The organism is Mesobacillus zeae, assembly GCF_003570705.1.
GTDB lineage: Bacteria > Bacillota > Bacilli > Bacillales > Cytobacillaceae > Mesobacillus_C > Mesobacillus_C zeae.
Genome location: NZ_QWVT01000015.1, coordinates 267,439 through 281,818 on the forward strand (window position 1 = coordinate 267,439; position 14,380 = coordinate 281,818).

Consider the following 14,380-nt stretch of genomic DNA (forward strand, 5'->3'; position numbering starts at 1 on the left):
AAAAGTGGGGGAAATACGTGGATGATCTTTATCGAATATTAGAGATAATAGCAAGTTCAGAAAAAAGCACAATGGTGCTGGCCACGATAATAAAAGTGGAGGGGTCCGCCTATAAGAAGGAGGGTTCCTCTATGTTGATAATGGAAGATGGTTTGAGAATTGGAACATTAACAGCAGGATGTCTTGAAGTGGACCTTAACGAACGAGCAAAACAGGTTTGGGCTGCAGGCCAATCATGTACAGTTGAATATGACCTGAATGATGAAGATGATTTGTCATGGGGGCAGGGTGCTGGCTGCAATGGGGTTATCACGGTTTTATTGGAGCCAGTAAAAGAGGAACTACGGCGAAACCTTATTTCACTCAAGAAAAGACTGGATGCAAGGAAGACAGTCACGAGAATAAAACGGTTCACGAAAAAGTTAGAACCAAAAGAGGATGTTTATGTTGTGGAAGATGGTACGAAATTTGGAAGCTGTGATTTTTTTAATATTGAGTACTTTGATGTGCCCGTAAAAGGAGGTAATCCGTACAAGTCAGAAAAAGGAATGAAATTGAAGGAGCACACTTCTGACTTATTTTTCATCAATCAAATGGTACCGAAACCGTATTTGTATGTGTTTGGTGCAGGGGAAGATGCTAGACCGCTGGCTTCATTGGCAGCCCGTACTGGTTTTAACGTTTCCATGATTGATTGGCGTCCTGCTTTATGCCATAACAGAAATTTTCCGGAAGCCAAGGAGCTTTTTGTTGGACCAACAGAAGAAATGATGAAAAAGCTAATCTTTACAAAAAAGGATTTTGTGGTTATCATGACCCACCAATTTCAAAAAGACCGTTATATCCTCTCTCAATTACAAGACAAAACCTTATTTTATTTAGGAGTATTAGGTCCGAAAAAACGTACGGAACGATTATTAAGAAATGCCCGTGTTCCTGATCATATTTATTCACCAGCCGGGCTTTCTATTGGGGCAATAGGACCTGAGGAAATTGCTGTTAGTATTGTTGGTGAGATGATCGGAAAAATTCGTAGCAACAGAAAGACTAACTTATGAGAGTTATAGGAATTTATCTGGCAGCCGGTGAAAGCAAACGGATGGGGATTGATAAGAGGTACCTGCCTTTTAATCAGGTACCTTTAGGATCTGTCGTACTAAAAGAGGCGTTGTTATCTAAACTTGAGCATATTGTAGTTATAACAAGAAAGGATGACTCCCTGGATTGGCTTCAGCGTATTAGTTTCTCAAGCAAGTGGAGTCTTATGGAGTGTGAGCATGCAACTGAAGGGCAAGGATCCTCCATACAATGCGGCTTAAAGAGAGCTGTTGAATCCAATGCTGATGCTGCCATGATACTTCTTGCGGATCAGCCTTTTGTAACAACAGAGGTAATCAATACTTTAATAGAATCCTATCAACAGGACCCCGACTATTATTATATTGCTGCAGGAAATGGGCAGATTCCTATGCCACCTATATTGTTTTCTCCTGCATGTTTCCCGTATCTGCACCAATTAACGGGAGATCAGGGTGCACGGTATGTAATCCGTGGAGAGCTTTTTAATAAAGGGAAAATCATTGACTCTCAAAAGGCTTTGATTTTTTTCGACGTGGATACTCAAGAGGATTATTCTTACCTGCAAAGCAAAGAGCAACTTAATGATTAAAGGGGTGATTAAGTTGGGCTATATTGGGAAGAGTGTCATTCGAAAAGATGCATTTGAAAAAGTAACTGGGGAAGCAAAATATACAAATGACTACCAAGAAATGGGAACGTTGCACGCTAAAATGATGATAAGCCCGTTAGCGCATGCGAATATCGTTTCGATGGATTTTTCAGAAGCATGGAAAATTCCAGGCGTAAAAGCGATATTGGGTAATGAACCCTATCCGTTAGTAGGGGAAGAAATTAAAGACAGATCCCCGATTGCCTACAAAAGAGTGAGATACCATGGCGAACCTGTGGCAGTGGTAGTTGCAGAAACCCCGATGATCGCTAAAAGGGGAGTAGATGCAATCAAAGTTTCGTATGAGCCTCTTCCAGTTGTCAATTCCCCACGTGATGGCTTACAAAAAGATGCCCCCCTTATCCATGAAAATCTGGAAAGCTATGAAAAACAGGAGGGGGTGTATCCCAATCCCAATACTAATATTGCAAATCTAAATAAAATCAGAAAAGGTAACATTGAGAAAGGTTTTATGGAAAGTGATGTAGTTGCGGAGTTTAGCGTGTCCTTTCATCCCTCCGATCACGCAGCAATGGAAACACGAGGAACGATAGCTGAAATCCGTCCGGACGGAACAATTATTTTTACAGCATCTACCCAGGCTCCTTTTGCTATAAAAAAAATTATGAAATGGTATTTTGGCATTGAGCCTGGAAAAGTCATTGTCAATACACCATTTGTTGGCGGTGCATATGGGGGAAAGGCTTCTGTCCAGTTAGAGATTATTGCATATTTAGCATCAAAAGCAGTGGGAGGCAAACCAGTTAAATTGGTCAATACAAGAGAAGAGGATATCATCACCTCTTCTGTTCATATAGGACTTGATGCTACCGTCAAGCTAGGCGCAACTAAGGATGGAATGCTAAAGTTTGCAGAAATCCAGTTTTTATTTGATGGCGGGGCTTATTCTGATAAAGCAGTGGATATAAGCCGTGCAGGAGCGGTCGATTGCACAGGACCATACCAAATTGATAACATATGGTGCAACTCTTTTTGCATATATACCAATCACCCATATGCCGGTGCATATAGAGGTTATAGTCACTCTGAAGTATTATTTGCATTTGAGCGAACGATGGATGTGCTGGCTGAAAAATTATCAATGGACCCACTTGAACTTCGTTATAAAAATGCAATTCGCCCCGGAAATACCACACCTACCCAGGTTTTGTTAAATTCTAGTAAGGTTGGAAACCTGCATCAATGCATTAAACGTTTAAAGGTATTGATGAACTGGGATGAGGGACAGATCATTGCAATGGATGACCGGAAAATTAGAGCAAAAGGCGCTTGCTGTGTTTGGAAAACATCAACCTTTGATACGGATGCAAGCTCCGGTGTGATCCTTACTTTTAACTCTGATGGAAGCATCAATCTAATGTCCGGAGTGGTTGAGATCGGAACAGGGACCAAAACAGTGCTGGCTCAAATTTTAGCTGAACGGATGAAAATGGACATCAATAATATCCATGTTAAGATGCTTGTCGACACACAGACTACACCTGAACATTGGAAGACGGTGGGAAGCCGGGGAACCTTTATGGCGGGAAGGGCTGTACTAAAGGCTGCGGATGATGCGATCAGACAGTTAAAGGATCGAGCAGCCTGTATTTTGAGGGTTCCAGTTAAGGACCTCGAGGTTGGTTATGGAAAGGTGTATTTTGTGGATAGCCCGCAAATTAATGTTGATATAAAAGATTTGGCATACGGTTACAAATTCCCGAATGGTCATACGATCGGAGGGCAAATCATTGCAAGCGGAACCTATACGTTAACACGTCTGACGTATTTAGACCCAGAAACGGGGAAAGGCAATCCAGGACCTGAATGGACTGTCGCTGCCCAGGGAATTGAAGTTGAATTAGATACAAGAGATTATACTTATAAAATTCTTAAAGCCTACTCAGTTATTGATATTGGAAAAGTAGTAAATGAAAAAGCGGCCTTAGGTCAAGTGATGGGGGCGATGAGTATGGGAATTGCCTTCGGGGGAAGGGAAGAATTTGTGTTTGATGAATTTGGCAGGGTGTTAAATCCACAGCTTAGAACATATCGGCCACTCCGATACGGAGAACACCCTGAATATATAATAGACTTTGTTGAAACCCCTCATCTTGCTGCCCCATATGGAGCCAGAGGTGTTGGTGAGCATGGATTGCTTGGCATGCCTGCAGCTTTAGGGAACTGTTTGTCTGCTGCCCTTGGTGTTCAATTGAACCATTTACCGCTTATACCAGAGCAAATATGGCGCATGAGTGGTGGGGGTAAAAATGCTGCCGTTTAATTTCGAGTATTACAAGCCACAAACCATTCAGGATGCATTCAGGCAATTCTATAGTTTTAGGAAGGAAAATAAAAAGACTATTTATATTTCTGGCGGAACCGAATTGATTACATTAGGCCGGTTAAATCAAGTCTATACAGACGCTGTCATTGATTTAAAAAGAATTCAGGAGTATTCTTCTACTTTCTTCCATAAAGACTATTTAGTCATAGGCGGAGGGGCAACTTTAACGACTATTGAGGAAGTGAATGCTTTCCCATTGCTAAGTAAAACAGTAAAAGAAATTGCAGACAGAACAGCTCGGAACAAAATTACTATCGCCGGTAATATATGTGGCCAAATTTTTTACCGTGAAGCAATTTTGCCTTTACTGATAACAGAATGCTTATTGGGGATAGCCGGAGCAGAGGGTATTTTTCACCTGCCTTTACAAGATATATTTAATAAAGAAATACAGTTAAGAGAGGGAGAATTTATTTTTTCCATTCTCATAGAAAATAAGTATATTAAACTGCCATATGTAAGCATTAAAAGGAGGAAACAGTGGGACATTGGCTATCCGCTTGTCACCGTAGCAGCTATCAAAAATAATGATGAAATCAGAATGGCATTCAGTGGGGTAAGTCCTTTTCCGTTTCGATCGGAGGAGATGGAGAAGGTGCTGAATGATAGGGCGCTGTCATTAGAAGATAGAGTTGAGAAATCTTTACTTTCCTTGCCTGGACCTGTTCTCAATGATGTGGAGGGTTCTTCAGGGTATCGCTTATTTGTGCTGAAAAATACGATGATGGATGCCATCGAAGAGTTAGAGGGTGAACGGAATGTCAAGTGATCCTATATTGAGTCTTTTATTTCTTGTGAACTCTGAGGAAAAAACGGTAACTGTAAGACCGGCTGACACACTGTTGTATATCTTGCGTGTACGGTTGGGACTTACAGGTTCAAAGCCCGGATGTTTGAATGGTGATTGTGGTGCCTGTACTGTATTAGTAGATGGAACACCGATGAAATCATGTTTAATGCTTGCAGTCGAAGGAGAAGGCAAGCAAATCACTACAATTGAAGGACTCGTAAATACTCCGATTCAAAAAGCCTTTATTGAAAAATTTGCTTTTCAATGTGGTTATTGTACATCGGGTTTCCTAATGAATTGCCATGCTTTAGTTAATATAGAACCGAATGCTAGTGATGAGAAAATAAAAGATTGGCTGGAGTCCAATATTTGCAGATGTACAGGGTATAAAGAAATTGAAGAGGCTGTTAAATCTGTTCTAAACACAGCCGAAGGGAAACATTAATGTAGTCTCTTTAAGGCTTATAGTAAACTTAATGTTCGTAAAACTCTACGAGAACCTTTTCTGGCATTTACGTGGTGAATCACGAATGGCTTTACCTTATACCCCTGCATAAACTATCATCTCCTAGATTGGCAAGTAAAACAATAAGCTGAAGTATTTCTCTTACTTCTTTTGTATTTCCTTGAGTAGCATCTACGTTATTAATGATTGATTTTACTGTACCCATGAATATTAACCTCTAATAATTTTTTGGTTACAGAAGGCCCTCTGCGTTTCTTATAGTCTCCCTTTCAAGTAGCACCATTTACATCCAACAAAATTACATTTTATAAGGTAGATCATTAAATAATATCGACGGGCGATACTAGCCCGTCGATATATGTCATTTAACATACTTTCGATGATAATGGGACAAGGCCTGCAATGGAAAGATATAGCGGTAGCTGTGATAGTGAACATAAAATCCGCCTGCCATTGCTTGCCCCTTAGGATAATCTGTAGTCCAATCTTCTTTTTGCAGCGATTCAAGTAAATACGTGATTCCTCTTTGAATTTCTTTGGTTGGACTTTCTTCAACTGCAATCAATGCATCAAGTGCCCAGGAGGTGTCCGTCAAGGTACTTATACCCAGTGGAACGTATTTATTTTGAATATCGCTTAAACAGGATTCTCCCCAGCCGCCGTCCCTATTCTGAATGCTTTTTAACCAAGTTACTGCATGTTGTATGGTTTTATGGTTTGTTGATAATCCAACAGAAATAAGACCTGTGACTGCGGACCAGGTTCCATATAAATAACAAATTCCCCATCTTCCGTACCATGACCCATCCGTTTCTTGATATCTTAGCAGCCATTTTACCGCTTTTTTTACTGAAAGATGATTTCTTGGCAAATTTGTATAGTTGCCGAAAAATTCAAGGGTTCTTCCAGTTAAATCAGCTGATGAAGGGTCGGCGAACATAGACTTGCCTTTTTCAATTGGGAGTAACCCGAGCCATTTATTCTTGACATTTTTTTCAAAAGAAGCCCAACCACCGTCATCATTTTGCATGGAGAATAGCCAATTTATACCCCGATCCCATGCCATATGGTTTTGTGGATTGATTAGAATCCCCCTGGCAATTGACCTTAGTGATGCTGTTGAGTCATCTACATCCGGATTGAATGTGTTTACATCAGAAAACCCCCATCCACCTGGTAAACTATCTGTATTATGAATCACCCAATCACCGAATTTATGATGTTGGCGCTCTAGTAAGTACCGGTTTGCTTTTTTAACAACGGGATCATCAGGAGGAACTTCTGCAAGCTGCAGAGCAGAGTTAATTAACGAAGTATTCCATACATTGGCAGTTGTATATTGCATATGGGGCAACCCGTTTATTTCAGTTTTCATGGATTTCAAGCCATTTATAGCATTAATGATAAGCGGATCATTTTTTGAATATCCAAGTGATAGTAATGCAAATATCATTAAGAATGTTGAACTGTAATAACTGTAAAATGTCCCATCTGATTCAATGCGCTCCAGCATATATTTTTTTACTCGATCAATCGCGAAGGAATGAAGCTGAGCCGGTAAGCCAATTAAACTTTTTACGCATACTTCCATAGATGAAAATACCGATCGCCACTCAGCATTAATTTCCCATTCTTCTTCTCCAGTTCTTTTTAAAAATAAATCCGATAAATTCGGACACTGTTTCGTCTTTATCCTAAATTTTTTATCTGCCAAAATTAGAATAGGGGCTAGGTTTACTCTTCCAAAAACGGAAAATTGGTAAAAATTTATAGGGAATGAAAGGGGGAAAAGAATAACCTCGATTGGTATTGGGAAAAAAGCAGGCCATTTATACTGTCCTGTTAATGCAAGCATGATTTTTGTAAATACATTTACCTTTTCCATCCCGCCATGTGCAATAATAAAGCTTTTTGCAGCTTTCAGCCGTGGATCTTCTTTCTTAAAATACCCTGAGTACAAAAGCCCGTAGTATGCTTCCAAAGTAGTCGTTAAGTTACCATCTTTTTCATCATAAAATAACTTCCAAGCTCCATTTTTTTCTTGTTTGTTGATGATTCTTGATGCAAGCCCTCGAATTAAATCTTCATCATTTATTTCCAATGTCCGTAATAAAATGATCATGTAAGCATCTGTTGAAATTCCTGTTTCAAATGGATAGTTCCATGAACCATTGGGAGATTGATCTTTTTTAAGTATTTCGATTATCCATTTAATGCCTTGATAAGTATTAATCGTCAAATATTCTCATTCCTTTCCCCAGTAAAAGTCCATCATTTATACATATTCACAGTATAGGAGGAGAATTCATGAAGGAGGGATGGCGTATTTTTTTCAGAAGGAAATCAGAAAAAACTCCTATTGAAGTTATAAAGGAAGAATTAAAGAGAAGAAAAAAAATAACTATTGATAAGAGCTTAACTAAAGAAGAAGAGATGATCATACGCCAAATTAAGCTAAAAACAAAGGAATGGAATAAAAATAATGTTACTAGAACAAAAGCGTACCTGGATTTCTACCAACTTCACCCTGAAGTCCATTGGGCTTTCTTAGGACATATGGTGTCCCGAAATGGGGGTTGGAACATGACCGATTTAAAAGGTGAACTCCTATCCAATTTATTATCCAGAAAGGAAAAAAGCTCCTTTTTTTCCTTTCTGGAACGGGGAAATTGGCTTATCTTTGAAGATGCCTATCCACAGTTTTTACTATACCAAGAGAGCTTTAAAAGAAACAAACCGTTGTTTTCACTTTTTCGTTTTTTCAATATTTCTATCTTCATGGAAACCGTTTGGAGCTATTTTTGGAGAAATCAAAATAAATCTCTTCTTACGATTGCCCTTATTATTAATGAACAAAATCATTTAGAAAAAAGGGTCGTTAAAAATCCAGTCTATATAAGCCAGGTCTTTAATACGCTGGAATTTAAACTGCAGGATGTATTGTCCTTTAATCACATTCTTTTTCCCTATCTTGATAATGGAACTTTAAATGTAGCGGGACAAACTCTTAATCAGTTCCAATCAGCACATGAACGAATTTTATTAGGAAAGAGACTGTATGCAGTTCTTTTTAACAAAGATGTTTTAAAAAGCGCAGAACAGTGGGCAAAGAGTCACCCTCATACTGGATCTAGAAAAGATTATTGGCCACATATTTTTAACAATGTCCATGAAGGATTACCAGGGAAGAAGTACGAAATTCGTTTGAAATCCTGTAGATTAAGACCTGGAGCAAGAAAAATTTATAGCCCTAACCTCGAAAGTGTATGGAAAAATGTAAAACATTTTGAATCGGAGGAGGGGGAATGGTTTGAAGACTTTCAAGTATTGGATTACTTTATAGAAAAAAATGAAGCACTCGATGGGGGGATACTAAGTGAATACTGTAAAACACTTGAAAGACTTGAACTTGCAGCCCTTGCGAAAAAGGCAATTTTTATATGGGATTAAAAGCTATATTCCAGCAATGGTATTATCTTCTTTATTAGGAACCTATTTAGACCTTTTATTTATTGGGAAGCAACTTTATTTCTTCCCGAATAGGCCATTCCCGGCTGTTTTTTCTATTAATATATTATTTACATTGGTTGGGCTTCCAACCCTTATGGTGGTCATTATAAAGCTAATGCAAATGCGGAGTAAATGGAAGAGGGTGTTATTCATTGTATTCATTGGTTTAGGAATGGCTGCTCTCGAAAAAAAGGCAGAGGAATTAGGCTTTTTTGTTCATTCTAAACAGTGGAACCATTTGTATACCTTGATAGGATATTGTCTATTTTTACTAGTTGTCTTTAGATTTCATCAATGGATTAACGAAAAACGATTATAAAATCAAGCGTTAGTCATTTGAAGAAATTACCCGGTACAGGAGTTCTCTAAGGTGGATATCCATAGAAGAACCATATAAGCTTTTTTTACGGGTAGAATTAAAGGTGTATTATTCTTTACGTTTAATAGTGAATAATAAGATTCAAAAAGTGGATAATAACCCTGTAAAAAAATTAGGAGGTTTTAATAGTTGGTGTATTTTCTACTTCGCCAACAACTATGGATAACTGTATTGAGGAATGTGTAAAGTGCGCTAGGGCATGTGAGGAGTGTTTAACAGCATGTTTACAAGAACCGGATGTCCAGGCGAGAATAATGTGTATCCAAATGTTGAATGACTGTGCAGAGATTTGTTTTGAAGAAGTGGCTCTAATGGCACGAAACAGCCAGTTTTCCAATCAGCATTGCAAACTTTGTGCTGATATTTGTGATGCATGTGCGGGTCATTGCGAGCAATTATATGAAAACTTTAGACTATTTGTTGCAAAGGACTATGGGGAAATAAATAAAGCAAATAAACGCATCACTACATTTCACGAAATGAATAAGGAACGTGATACTGCTATTGTATCTTTATTCCTGGGATCAGGTTTAAGTTATCTGAACTAGTATGGTCAAATTTAGAGGATATCGATTTAAAAAAACAGTGTAAGAGTAATCAGAAAAGGTAACAAAGAACAGTATGTGTACTTTAGCGAGCAAGCAATGACTGATTTTAAAGCATATCTGAATAATAGGGGTAATAAATACAAAATCCCTAAAGAAAATAAAGCGGTTTTTGTTGCTGCTTCTATGGGACCTGAAGGAACCACAAGAAGACTGTCAGCAAAAGCTATCGAAAAACTAATTGAAAAATACGCAATTTCATTTGGAAAACCATCCTTATCAGTACACAAATTAAGACATTCATTCGCTACAAGGTATCATGCTGAAATTAACGATGTACCCAAGTTAAGAAGACAACTTGGCCATTCCTCAATTGAAACAACAATGATATACACGCATTTAAAAAACGAGGATCTAAAAAATGCAATTAATAAACTTAATATGCCAAAAGAACAATGATTACTAATGTAGGTAGATTCTCTTCAACGGACATCAGCAATTAGAGGTAAGGGTTAAAAATAAACATCATTTCTCTAGTTTACATAATATAAATTCTAGGAAGTTCTATGTAGTTTGTTGTTTCGTGTCTCAATTGTTAAGTATACTCAAAATAGTGAGACGAGATTGATTTTTTTAATCAAACTGCTCTGGTTTATAATTACGGTCTAAGAATCGTTTTTTAGCAAAAAAACAAGGACAAATGATTAGTAGTCCTTGATCATACGTCCTTGTTTTGGAGTTTCGTCTATTTTTAAAGTGTATTATCTCTGTTTCATTTTGAAATTAAGTTCAGCATTTCCATGGTCTTGTTTTTATAACTTTACATAATACCTTTATATAAAGTTATTATTTACTTTTATTTCCACAGATGTTGATTGTCATTATGTTTTGCTGTCATGGTGTCATTCCGATATGTGTGACGATTAGGACGGCTGCTGTTGTAAAAATTGCCATATGGACTTGTTTTTTTGTTTTATCCCGTTTTTGGCTGATTTTAGCTCCCAGCACTATTGCAAGGAGGATTGCGATTACGCCTGTAAGACCCACCCACTCCCTGCCTGTCAGTTCCCCTTCAATGATATACATGATTGTTCCGTGGCTGACAGCTGCAACAACGGCTAGGATGCCGAATGGGATATGAATTTTCTGGCTGTTTCTGTACGCCTTTGCTGCCTTCGTTTTGCCGACAATCCTCCGCAATACAGGACGCCCCCACTTTCTCAGCGGAAACAGCAATCCTGCTGCTACAGCAAATGCAATGATGCTCCATCCCAAGATTTCACCCATACTCGCATTGAGGCCGATGACATTTCCAAGCACTCCTGGCGTAAGCAAAAAGGACTGGTTCATCATATTCGCCTCCAGTTTACTAGCTATCTTACACTTATATTTTACCTCGAATTCAGAAATTTAACCATTATTTTCAGAAAGTTCAGCGCTTGTTCAAAAACAACTTTTTCCATAAAAAAAATCCAGGCTACGCCTGAATAATTGATCTCTGCTGCTGCGCTGCCATGGTTAAATATTGCCTTGGTGTCCCGTAGTAAATAATATCATTATACTCTGGGTAACTAGACTCAAATTGGACGAGAATAGGACAATCCAAAAGCCAAGGATGGTTGGTGAAAAATGATTGGTCACCATAAACCATTCCTGTCAGCGCCAAGCTGAGCTCCCGCTTAAAAATCATGTAACGAACCTTGGATATCTTTTCATCAAACTCCCCACCGCTGATATATACCTTGCAAAGTAGGAGATATTCCCCGTTTCTTGTTGTCCATTCTCCAAGCACTTCATCACGCAAATCATAATCAATGCTCCCCGTATTGTATCTCGCTCCAATGGACAGGAAAATCTCCCCTGTTTTATCTGAATGAGTCAATGTATATTTTCTTCCTTCAATTGGCGCAAATTGAGAAGCGGGAGGCATATATTGGACATGCAGTTTATCAGGATTGAACTTGTTCATGTCTAAAGAACTCCTTTCTTGAAAAAAGCTCTTTTCTTACATTAGCCTATGTTCAAGAAGGTCCTTTCGTGACAGGGGCCTATTTCTCTTTTGATCTCCAATGGAAAATGCCTTTTCTTTCTTTTTGAGTTCCGGTTTTCTTAACGTATGTTTTCGAAAGCACCCATTTTCCATCCTTATAAACCCAATGAGATACTACAGAGGCTATTGCGTCTGCCTGATAGGCACCGCTGACCCGTTGTATACCTTTCAAACCATATTCTCCGCTCTCAAGCTTTACGGGCTCTAGTAATCCATAAGGCTGTACCATTAGCTCCGTCGGTTCATTCAGTTTTCCGTCCTGGTAAAGTCCCAGCCGCTCATAATCCGCTTTTCGGCTCGACAAGTCAAAAGTATATGTCTTGCCTGTCTGGTCTAGAGTGATGGATGCCTTATATCCATCCTCAAATTGACTTGTAACCTGTAATGGATCCGGTACAGTCAGATTACTTGCAACCCCGTATTTCATTGTATACAGGAAGTAGTTTGATAAACCCCCGCTTCCGCCTGTCGGGATTCCTACGAACATATCTTTGATACCATCATGGTTCAAGTCTTTCAATGTAAGCTCAGGGTCGTACCCGCCAGGAAGTTTGATTGTTAGCTTCTGTCCATGAGAAGTTATTGTTTCTAATAGGACGGCTTTCAAATAAGCTGAGTTTTCTTCAAATGAAACGCCTTTCAAAAGTATCGTATCTTTCTTATTATCACCCGTCACATCCGCTTTTTTCTTAACAAAAATTTTCGGTTCCTCCAATGCACTGACTGCGTTAACACTGGATATAGCAAACAGGGATAGCAGCACAATGGAAGATATCGCAAACAGAAGGCTTTTCCTCACAATTACTCCTCCTCAAATCTGTTTGCTCATAGCATGCCCGTTAGTGGAAGAAAAATGTAAAAAACCCTCTGGATTTCAGAGGGTTTTTCATATTAAAGCATTGTTTCTTTTTTGTCGTCACCTTTCGCTTCCCATGACTCAATTCCCGTCAGACCAGGAATCGAATCAGAATAAAATACAGGGTCTTTTCCTTCTCTTCTCTGGTTTCGGTAATCCTTCAAAGCAGCTAACGCAATCTTTGCGAGCATCGCTATCGCTGCAAGGTTGATTAACGCCATGATTCCCATAAAGAGGTCGGCCAGGTTCCAAACAATCTTCAGGTCAACAAGGGAACCGAAAATAACCATGCCGATCACTGCAAGCCGGTAAATGAAAATGGCTAGCCTGCTATTCTTGATAAATTCAATATTGGTTTCACCATAATAGTAATTCCCGATGATAGAAGAAAATGCAAACAAGAAAATAGCGGCTCCGATAAACTCAGGTGCCCAGGATCCTACATGCTCTGTCAATGCAACTTGTGTGAGCTGGATACCGTCAAGTTTAGGATTTTCGTATGCTCCTGACAGGATGATAATAAAAGCTGTAGCGGAACAAATCAGGATGGTATCAACAAATACGCCGAGCGTCTGGATAAGCCCTTGTTTCGCTGGGTGAGAAACGGCTGCTGTTGCAGCGGCATTTGGAGCACTTCCCATACCGGCTTCGTTAGAGAACAAGCCCCGCTTGACTCCCATTAGAACAGCTGCACCCATTCCGCCGCCAACGGCTTGTCTAACGCCGAATGCGTCTTCGATAATCAATTTAAGCATGGAAGGTACTTCCGTAATGTTGATGATAACGATATAGAGGGCGAGGATTAGGTATAGGACAGCCATAATTGGCACGATGACCTGTGAGACGTGGGCAATCCGGTTAACACCACCGAAAATGATAGCCGCAGTAAGTACTGCCAATACCATTCCGATCCAGAAACGGTCAATTCCAAACGCGTCATGGAATGCAAGGGAGATTGTATTGGACTGGACAGAATTGAATACAAGTCCAAAACAGAAAGTAATGATAACCGCGAACAGGATGCCCATCCAGCGTTTATTCAAGCCGCGTTCCATATAATAAGCGGGTCCCCCACGGTATCCATCTTTATCTTTTACTTTATAAATTTGAGCAAGCGTGCTTTCGATGAAACTAGAAGCTGCGCCAATAAATGCAATCAGCCACATCCAGAAAACTGCTCCAGGTCCGCCTGCTGAAATTGCGGTGGCTACACCTGCCAGGTTTCCTGTACCAACCCTTGAAGCTGCACTGATACAAAAAGCCTGAAATGAAGAAATTCCCCGCTTACCTTCTGCCGATATAGCGGATTTGTCCCCGAGAATCCGGAACATCTCCAAAAAATAGCGGAACTGGACGAACCTCGTTTTAAACGAGAAATAAACGCCGAGCGTTATTAGGACAGTAATAAGGACCTTCACCCATAAAAAGTCGTTCAATTCGGTGACAGCAAAATTAATACCATTTAAAAAATTTTCCATTAAAAATCTCCTTCGAAGTAAAAATATCCGCAAAAATATTTCAGTATAACGTTAAATATAACAAATTATCTTTCTTTTCACAATATGAGAAATTTCACTCCTTTTGAATTACCGGCTGTTATGCATGAAAGAAACAATACATTTTACCCTTTGAAATACAAAAGAAAACCCCGGTACATCAACCGTACAGGGGTTTAGTATAATTTTTTAACACATTAGAGCTGATTACT

At 39.2% G+C, this 14,380-nt stretch carries 13 protein-coding genes and 2 pseudogenes; 9 read left to right on the top strand and 6 right to left on the bottom strand.

The features are described from left to right. Nucleotides 1-17 precede the first annotated feature (17 nt). Genes D1970_RS09530 through D1970_RS09550 form a run of 5 tightly spaced genes read left to right on the top strand, consistent with a single transcriptional unit; the run spans nucleotide 18 to nucleotide 5,311 of the window. Nucleotides 18-1,058, top strand: coding sequence for an XdhC family protein (locus D1970_RS09530; RefSeq protein ID WP_119112619.1), 1,041 nt, complete (start codon nucleotides 18-20; stop codon nucleotides 1,056-1,058). Continuing rightward, nucleotides 1,055-1,669, top strand: coding sequence for an NTP transferase domain-containing protein (locus tag D1970_RS09535; RefSeq protein ID WP_119112620.1), 615 nt, complete (start codon nucleotides 1,055-1,057; stop codon nucleotides 1,667-1,669). The genes D1970_RS09530 and D1970_RS09535 overlap by 4 nt, the downstream gene beginning before the upstream one ends. 13 nt (nucleotides 1,670-1,682) lie before the next feature. Next, nucleotides 1,683-4,013, top strand: coding sequence for a xanthine dehydrogenase family protein molybdopterin-binding subunit (locus D1970_RS09540; RefSeq protein ID WP_119112760.1), 2,331 nt, complete (start codon nucleotides 1,683-1,685; stop codon nucleotides 4,011-4,013). Beyond that, nucleotides 4,000-4,845 (top strand): FAD binding domain-containing protein, encoded by an 846-nt coding sequence (locus tag D1970_RS09545; RefSeq protein ID WP_119112621.1) that lies wholly within the window; start codon nucleotides 4,000-4,002, stop codon nucleotides 4,843-4,845. Before D1970_RS09540 ends, D1970_RS09545 begins: the two co-directional genes overlap by 14 nt. Beyond that, the gene (locus tag D1970_RS09550; protein WP_119112622.1) at nucleotides 4,835-5,311 is read left to right on the top strand and encodes a (2Fe-2S)-binding protein; all 477 of its coding nucleotides are present in this window, start codon (nucleotides 4,835-4,837) and stop codon (nucleotides 5,309-5,311) included. The genes D1970_RS09545 and D1970_RS09550 overlap by 11 nt, the downstream gene beginning before the upstream one ends. 91 nt (nucleotides 5,312-5,402) lie before the next feature. Here the strand turns inward: D1970_RS09550 and D1970_RS22915 are convergent, their stop codons facing one another. Together D1970_RS22915 and D1970_RS09555 are read right to left on the bottom strand one after the other, a co-directional pair. Then, nucleotides 5,403-5,537, bottom strand: coding sequence for a hypothetical protein (locus tag D1970_RS22915; RefSeq protein ID WP_259339621.1), 135 nt, complete (start codon nucleotides 5,535-5,537; stop codon nucleotides 5,403-5,405). A 156-nt stretch (nucleotides 5,538-5,693) separates the two neighbouring features. Continuing rightward, complete coding sequence (locus D1970_RS09555) at nucleotides 5,694-7,571, bottom strand: terpene cyclase/mutase family protein (RefSeq protein ID WP_119112623.1); 1,878 nt, start codon at nucleotides 7,569-7,571, stop codon at nucleotides 5,694-5,696. Between the two features lie 68 nt (nucleotides 7,572-7,639). Here D1970_RS09555 and D1970_RS09560 point away from each other — a divergent pair, with 68 nt between their 5' ends. From D1970_RS09560 to D1970_RS22925, 4 genes and pseudogenes are all read left to right on the top strand, one after another. Then, nucleotides 7,640-8,782, top strand: coding sequence for a DUF2515 family protein (locus D1970_RS09560; RefSeq protein WP_119112624.1), 1,143 nt, complete (start codon nucleotides 7,640-7,642; stop codon nucleotides 8,780-8,782). Further along, on the top strand, nucleotides 8,709-9,161 hold the full coding sequence (locus tag D1970_RS09565) for a CBO0543 family protein (RefSeq protein ID WP_119112625.1): 453 nt from the start codon (nucleotides 8,709-8,711) through the stop codon (nucleotides 9,159-9,161). The genes D1970_RS09560 and D1970_RS09565 overlap by 74 nt, the downstream gene beginning before the upstream one ends. A gap of 218 nt (nucleotides 9,162-9,379) precedes the next feature. Then, nucleotides 9,380-9,610, top strand: a pseudogene (locus tag D1970_RS23590) (four-helix bundle copper-binding protein); the annotation flags it as partial. A 9-nt stretch (nucleotides 9,611-9,619) separates the two neighbouring features. Further along, a pseudogene (locus D1970_RS22925) lies at nucleotides 9,620-10,225 on the top strand (tyrosine-type recombinase/integrase); the annotation flags it as partial. A 435-nt stretch (nucleotides 10,226-10,660) separates the two neighbouring features. Here D1970_RS22925 and D1970_RS09575 read toward each other — a convergent pair. The 4 genes from D1970_RS09575 to D1970_RS09590 all read right to left on the bottom strand — a co-directional run bounded on the left by D1970_RS09575 (nucleotide 10,661) and on the right by D1970_RS09590 (nucleotide 14,150). Further along, nucleotides 10,661-11,119 (bottom strand): hypothetical protein, encoded by a 459-nt coding sequence (locus D1970_RS09575; protein WP_142921010.1) that lies wholly within the window; start codon nucleotides 11,117-11,119, stop codon nucleotides 10,661-10,663. Nucleotides 11,120-11,243: 124 nt separating this feature from the next. Next, the gene (locus D1970_RS09580; protein WP_119112627.1) at nucleotides 11,244-11,735 is read right to left on the bottom strand and encodes a staygreen family protein; all 492 of its coding nucleotides are present in this window, start codon (nucleotides 11,733-11,735) and stop codon (nucleotides 11,244-11,246) included. A 79-nt stretch (nucleotides 11,736-11,814) separates the two neighbouring features. Then, on the bottom strand, nucleotides 11,815-12,615 hold the full coding sequence (locus D1970_RS09585) for a YybI family spore inner coat protein (RefSeq protein ID WP_119112628.1): 801 nt from the start codon (nucleotides 12,613-12,615) through the stop codon (nucleotides 11,815-11,817). Between the two features lie 92 nt (nucleotides 12,616-12,707). Then, nucleotides 12,708-14,150, bottom strand: coding sequence for an alanine/glycine:cation symporter family protein (locus D1970_RS09590; RefSeq protein WP_119112629.1), 1,443 nt, complete (start codon nucleotides 14,148-14,150; stop codon nucleotides 12,708-12,710). Nucleotides 14,151-14,380: the final 230 nt, after the last annotated feature.

Excerpts from the sequence above, each read along its gene's own strand:
- D1970_RS09535 (WP_119112620.1), top strand. The coding sequence starts at position 1,055 with ATGAGAGTTATAGGAATTTATCTGGCAGCCGGTGAAAGCAAACGGATG.
- D1970_RS09545 (WP_119112621.1), top strand. The coding sequence starts at position 4,000 with ATGCTGCCGTTTAATTTCGAGTATTACAAGCCACAAACCATTCAGGAT.
- D1970_RS09550 (WP_119112622.1), top strand. The coding sequence starts at position 4,835 with ATGTCAAGTGATCCTATATTGAGTCTTTTATTTCTTGTGAACTCTGAG.
- D1970_RS22915 (WP_259339621.1), bottom strand. The coding sequence starts at position 5,537 with ATGGGTACAGTAAAATCAATCATTAATAACGTAGATGCTACTCAAGGA.
- D1970_RS09560 (WP_119112624.1), top strand. The coding sequence starts at position 7,640 with ATGAAGGAGGGATGGCGTATTTTTTTCAGAAGGAAATCAGAAAAAACT.
- D1970_RS09575 (WP_142921010.1), bottom strand. The coding sequence starts at position 11,119 with ATGATGAACCAGTCCTTTTTGCTTACGCCAGGAGTGCTTGGAAATGTC.
- D1970_RS09580 (WP_119112627.1), bottom strand. The coding sequence starts at position 11,735 with ATGAACAAGTTCAATCCTGATAAACTGCATGTCCAATATATGCCTCCC.
- D1970_RS09590 (WP_119112629.1), bottom strand. The coding sequence starts at position 14,150 with ATGGAAAATTTTTTAAATGGTATTAATTTTGCTGTCACCGAATTGAAC.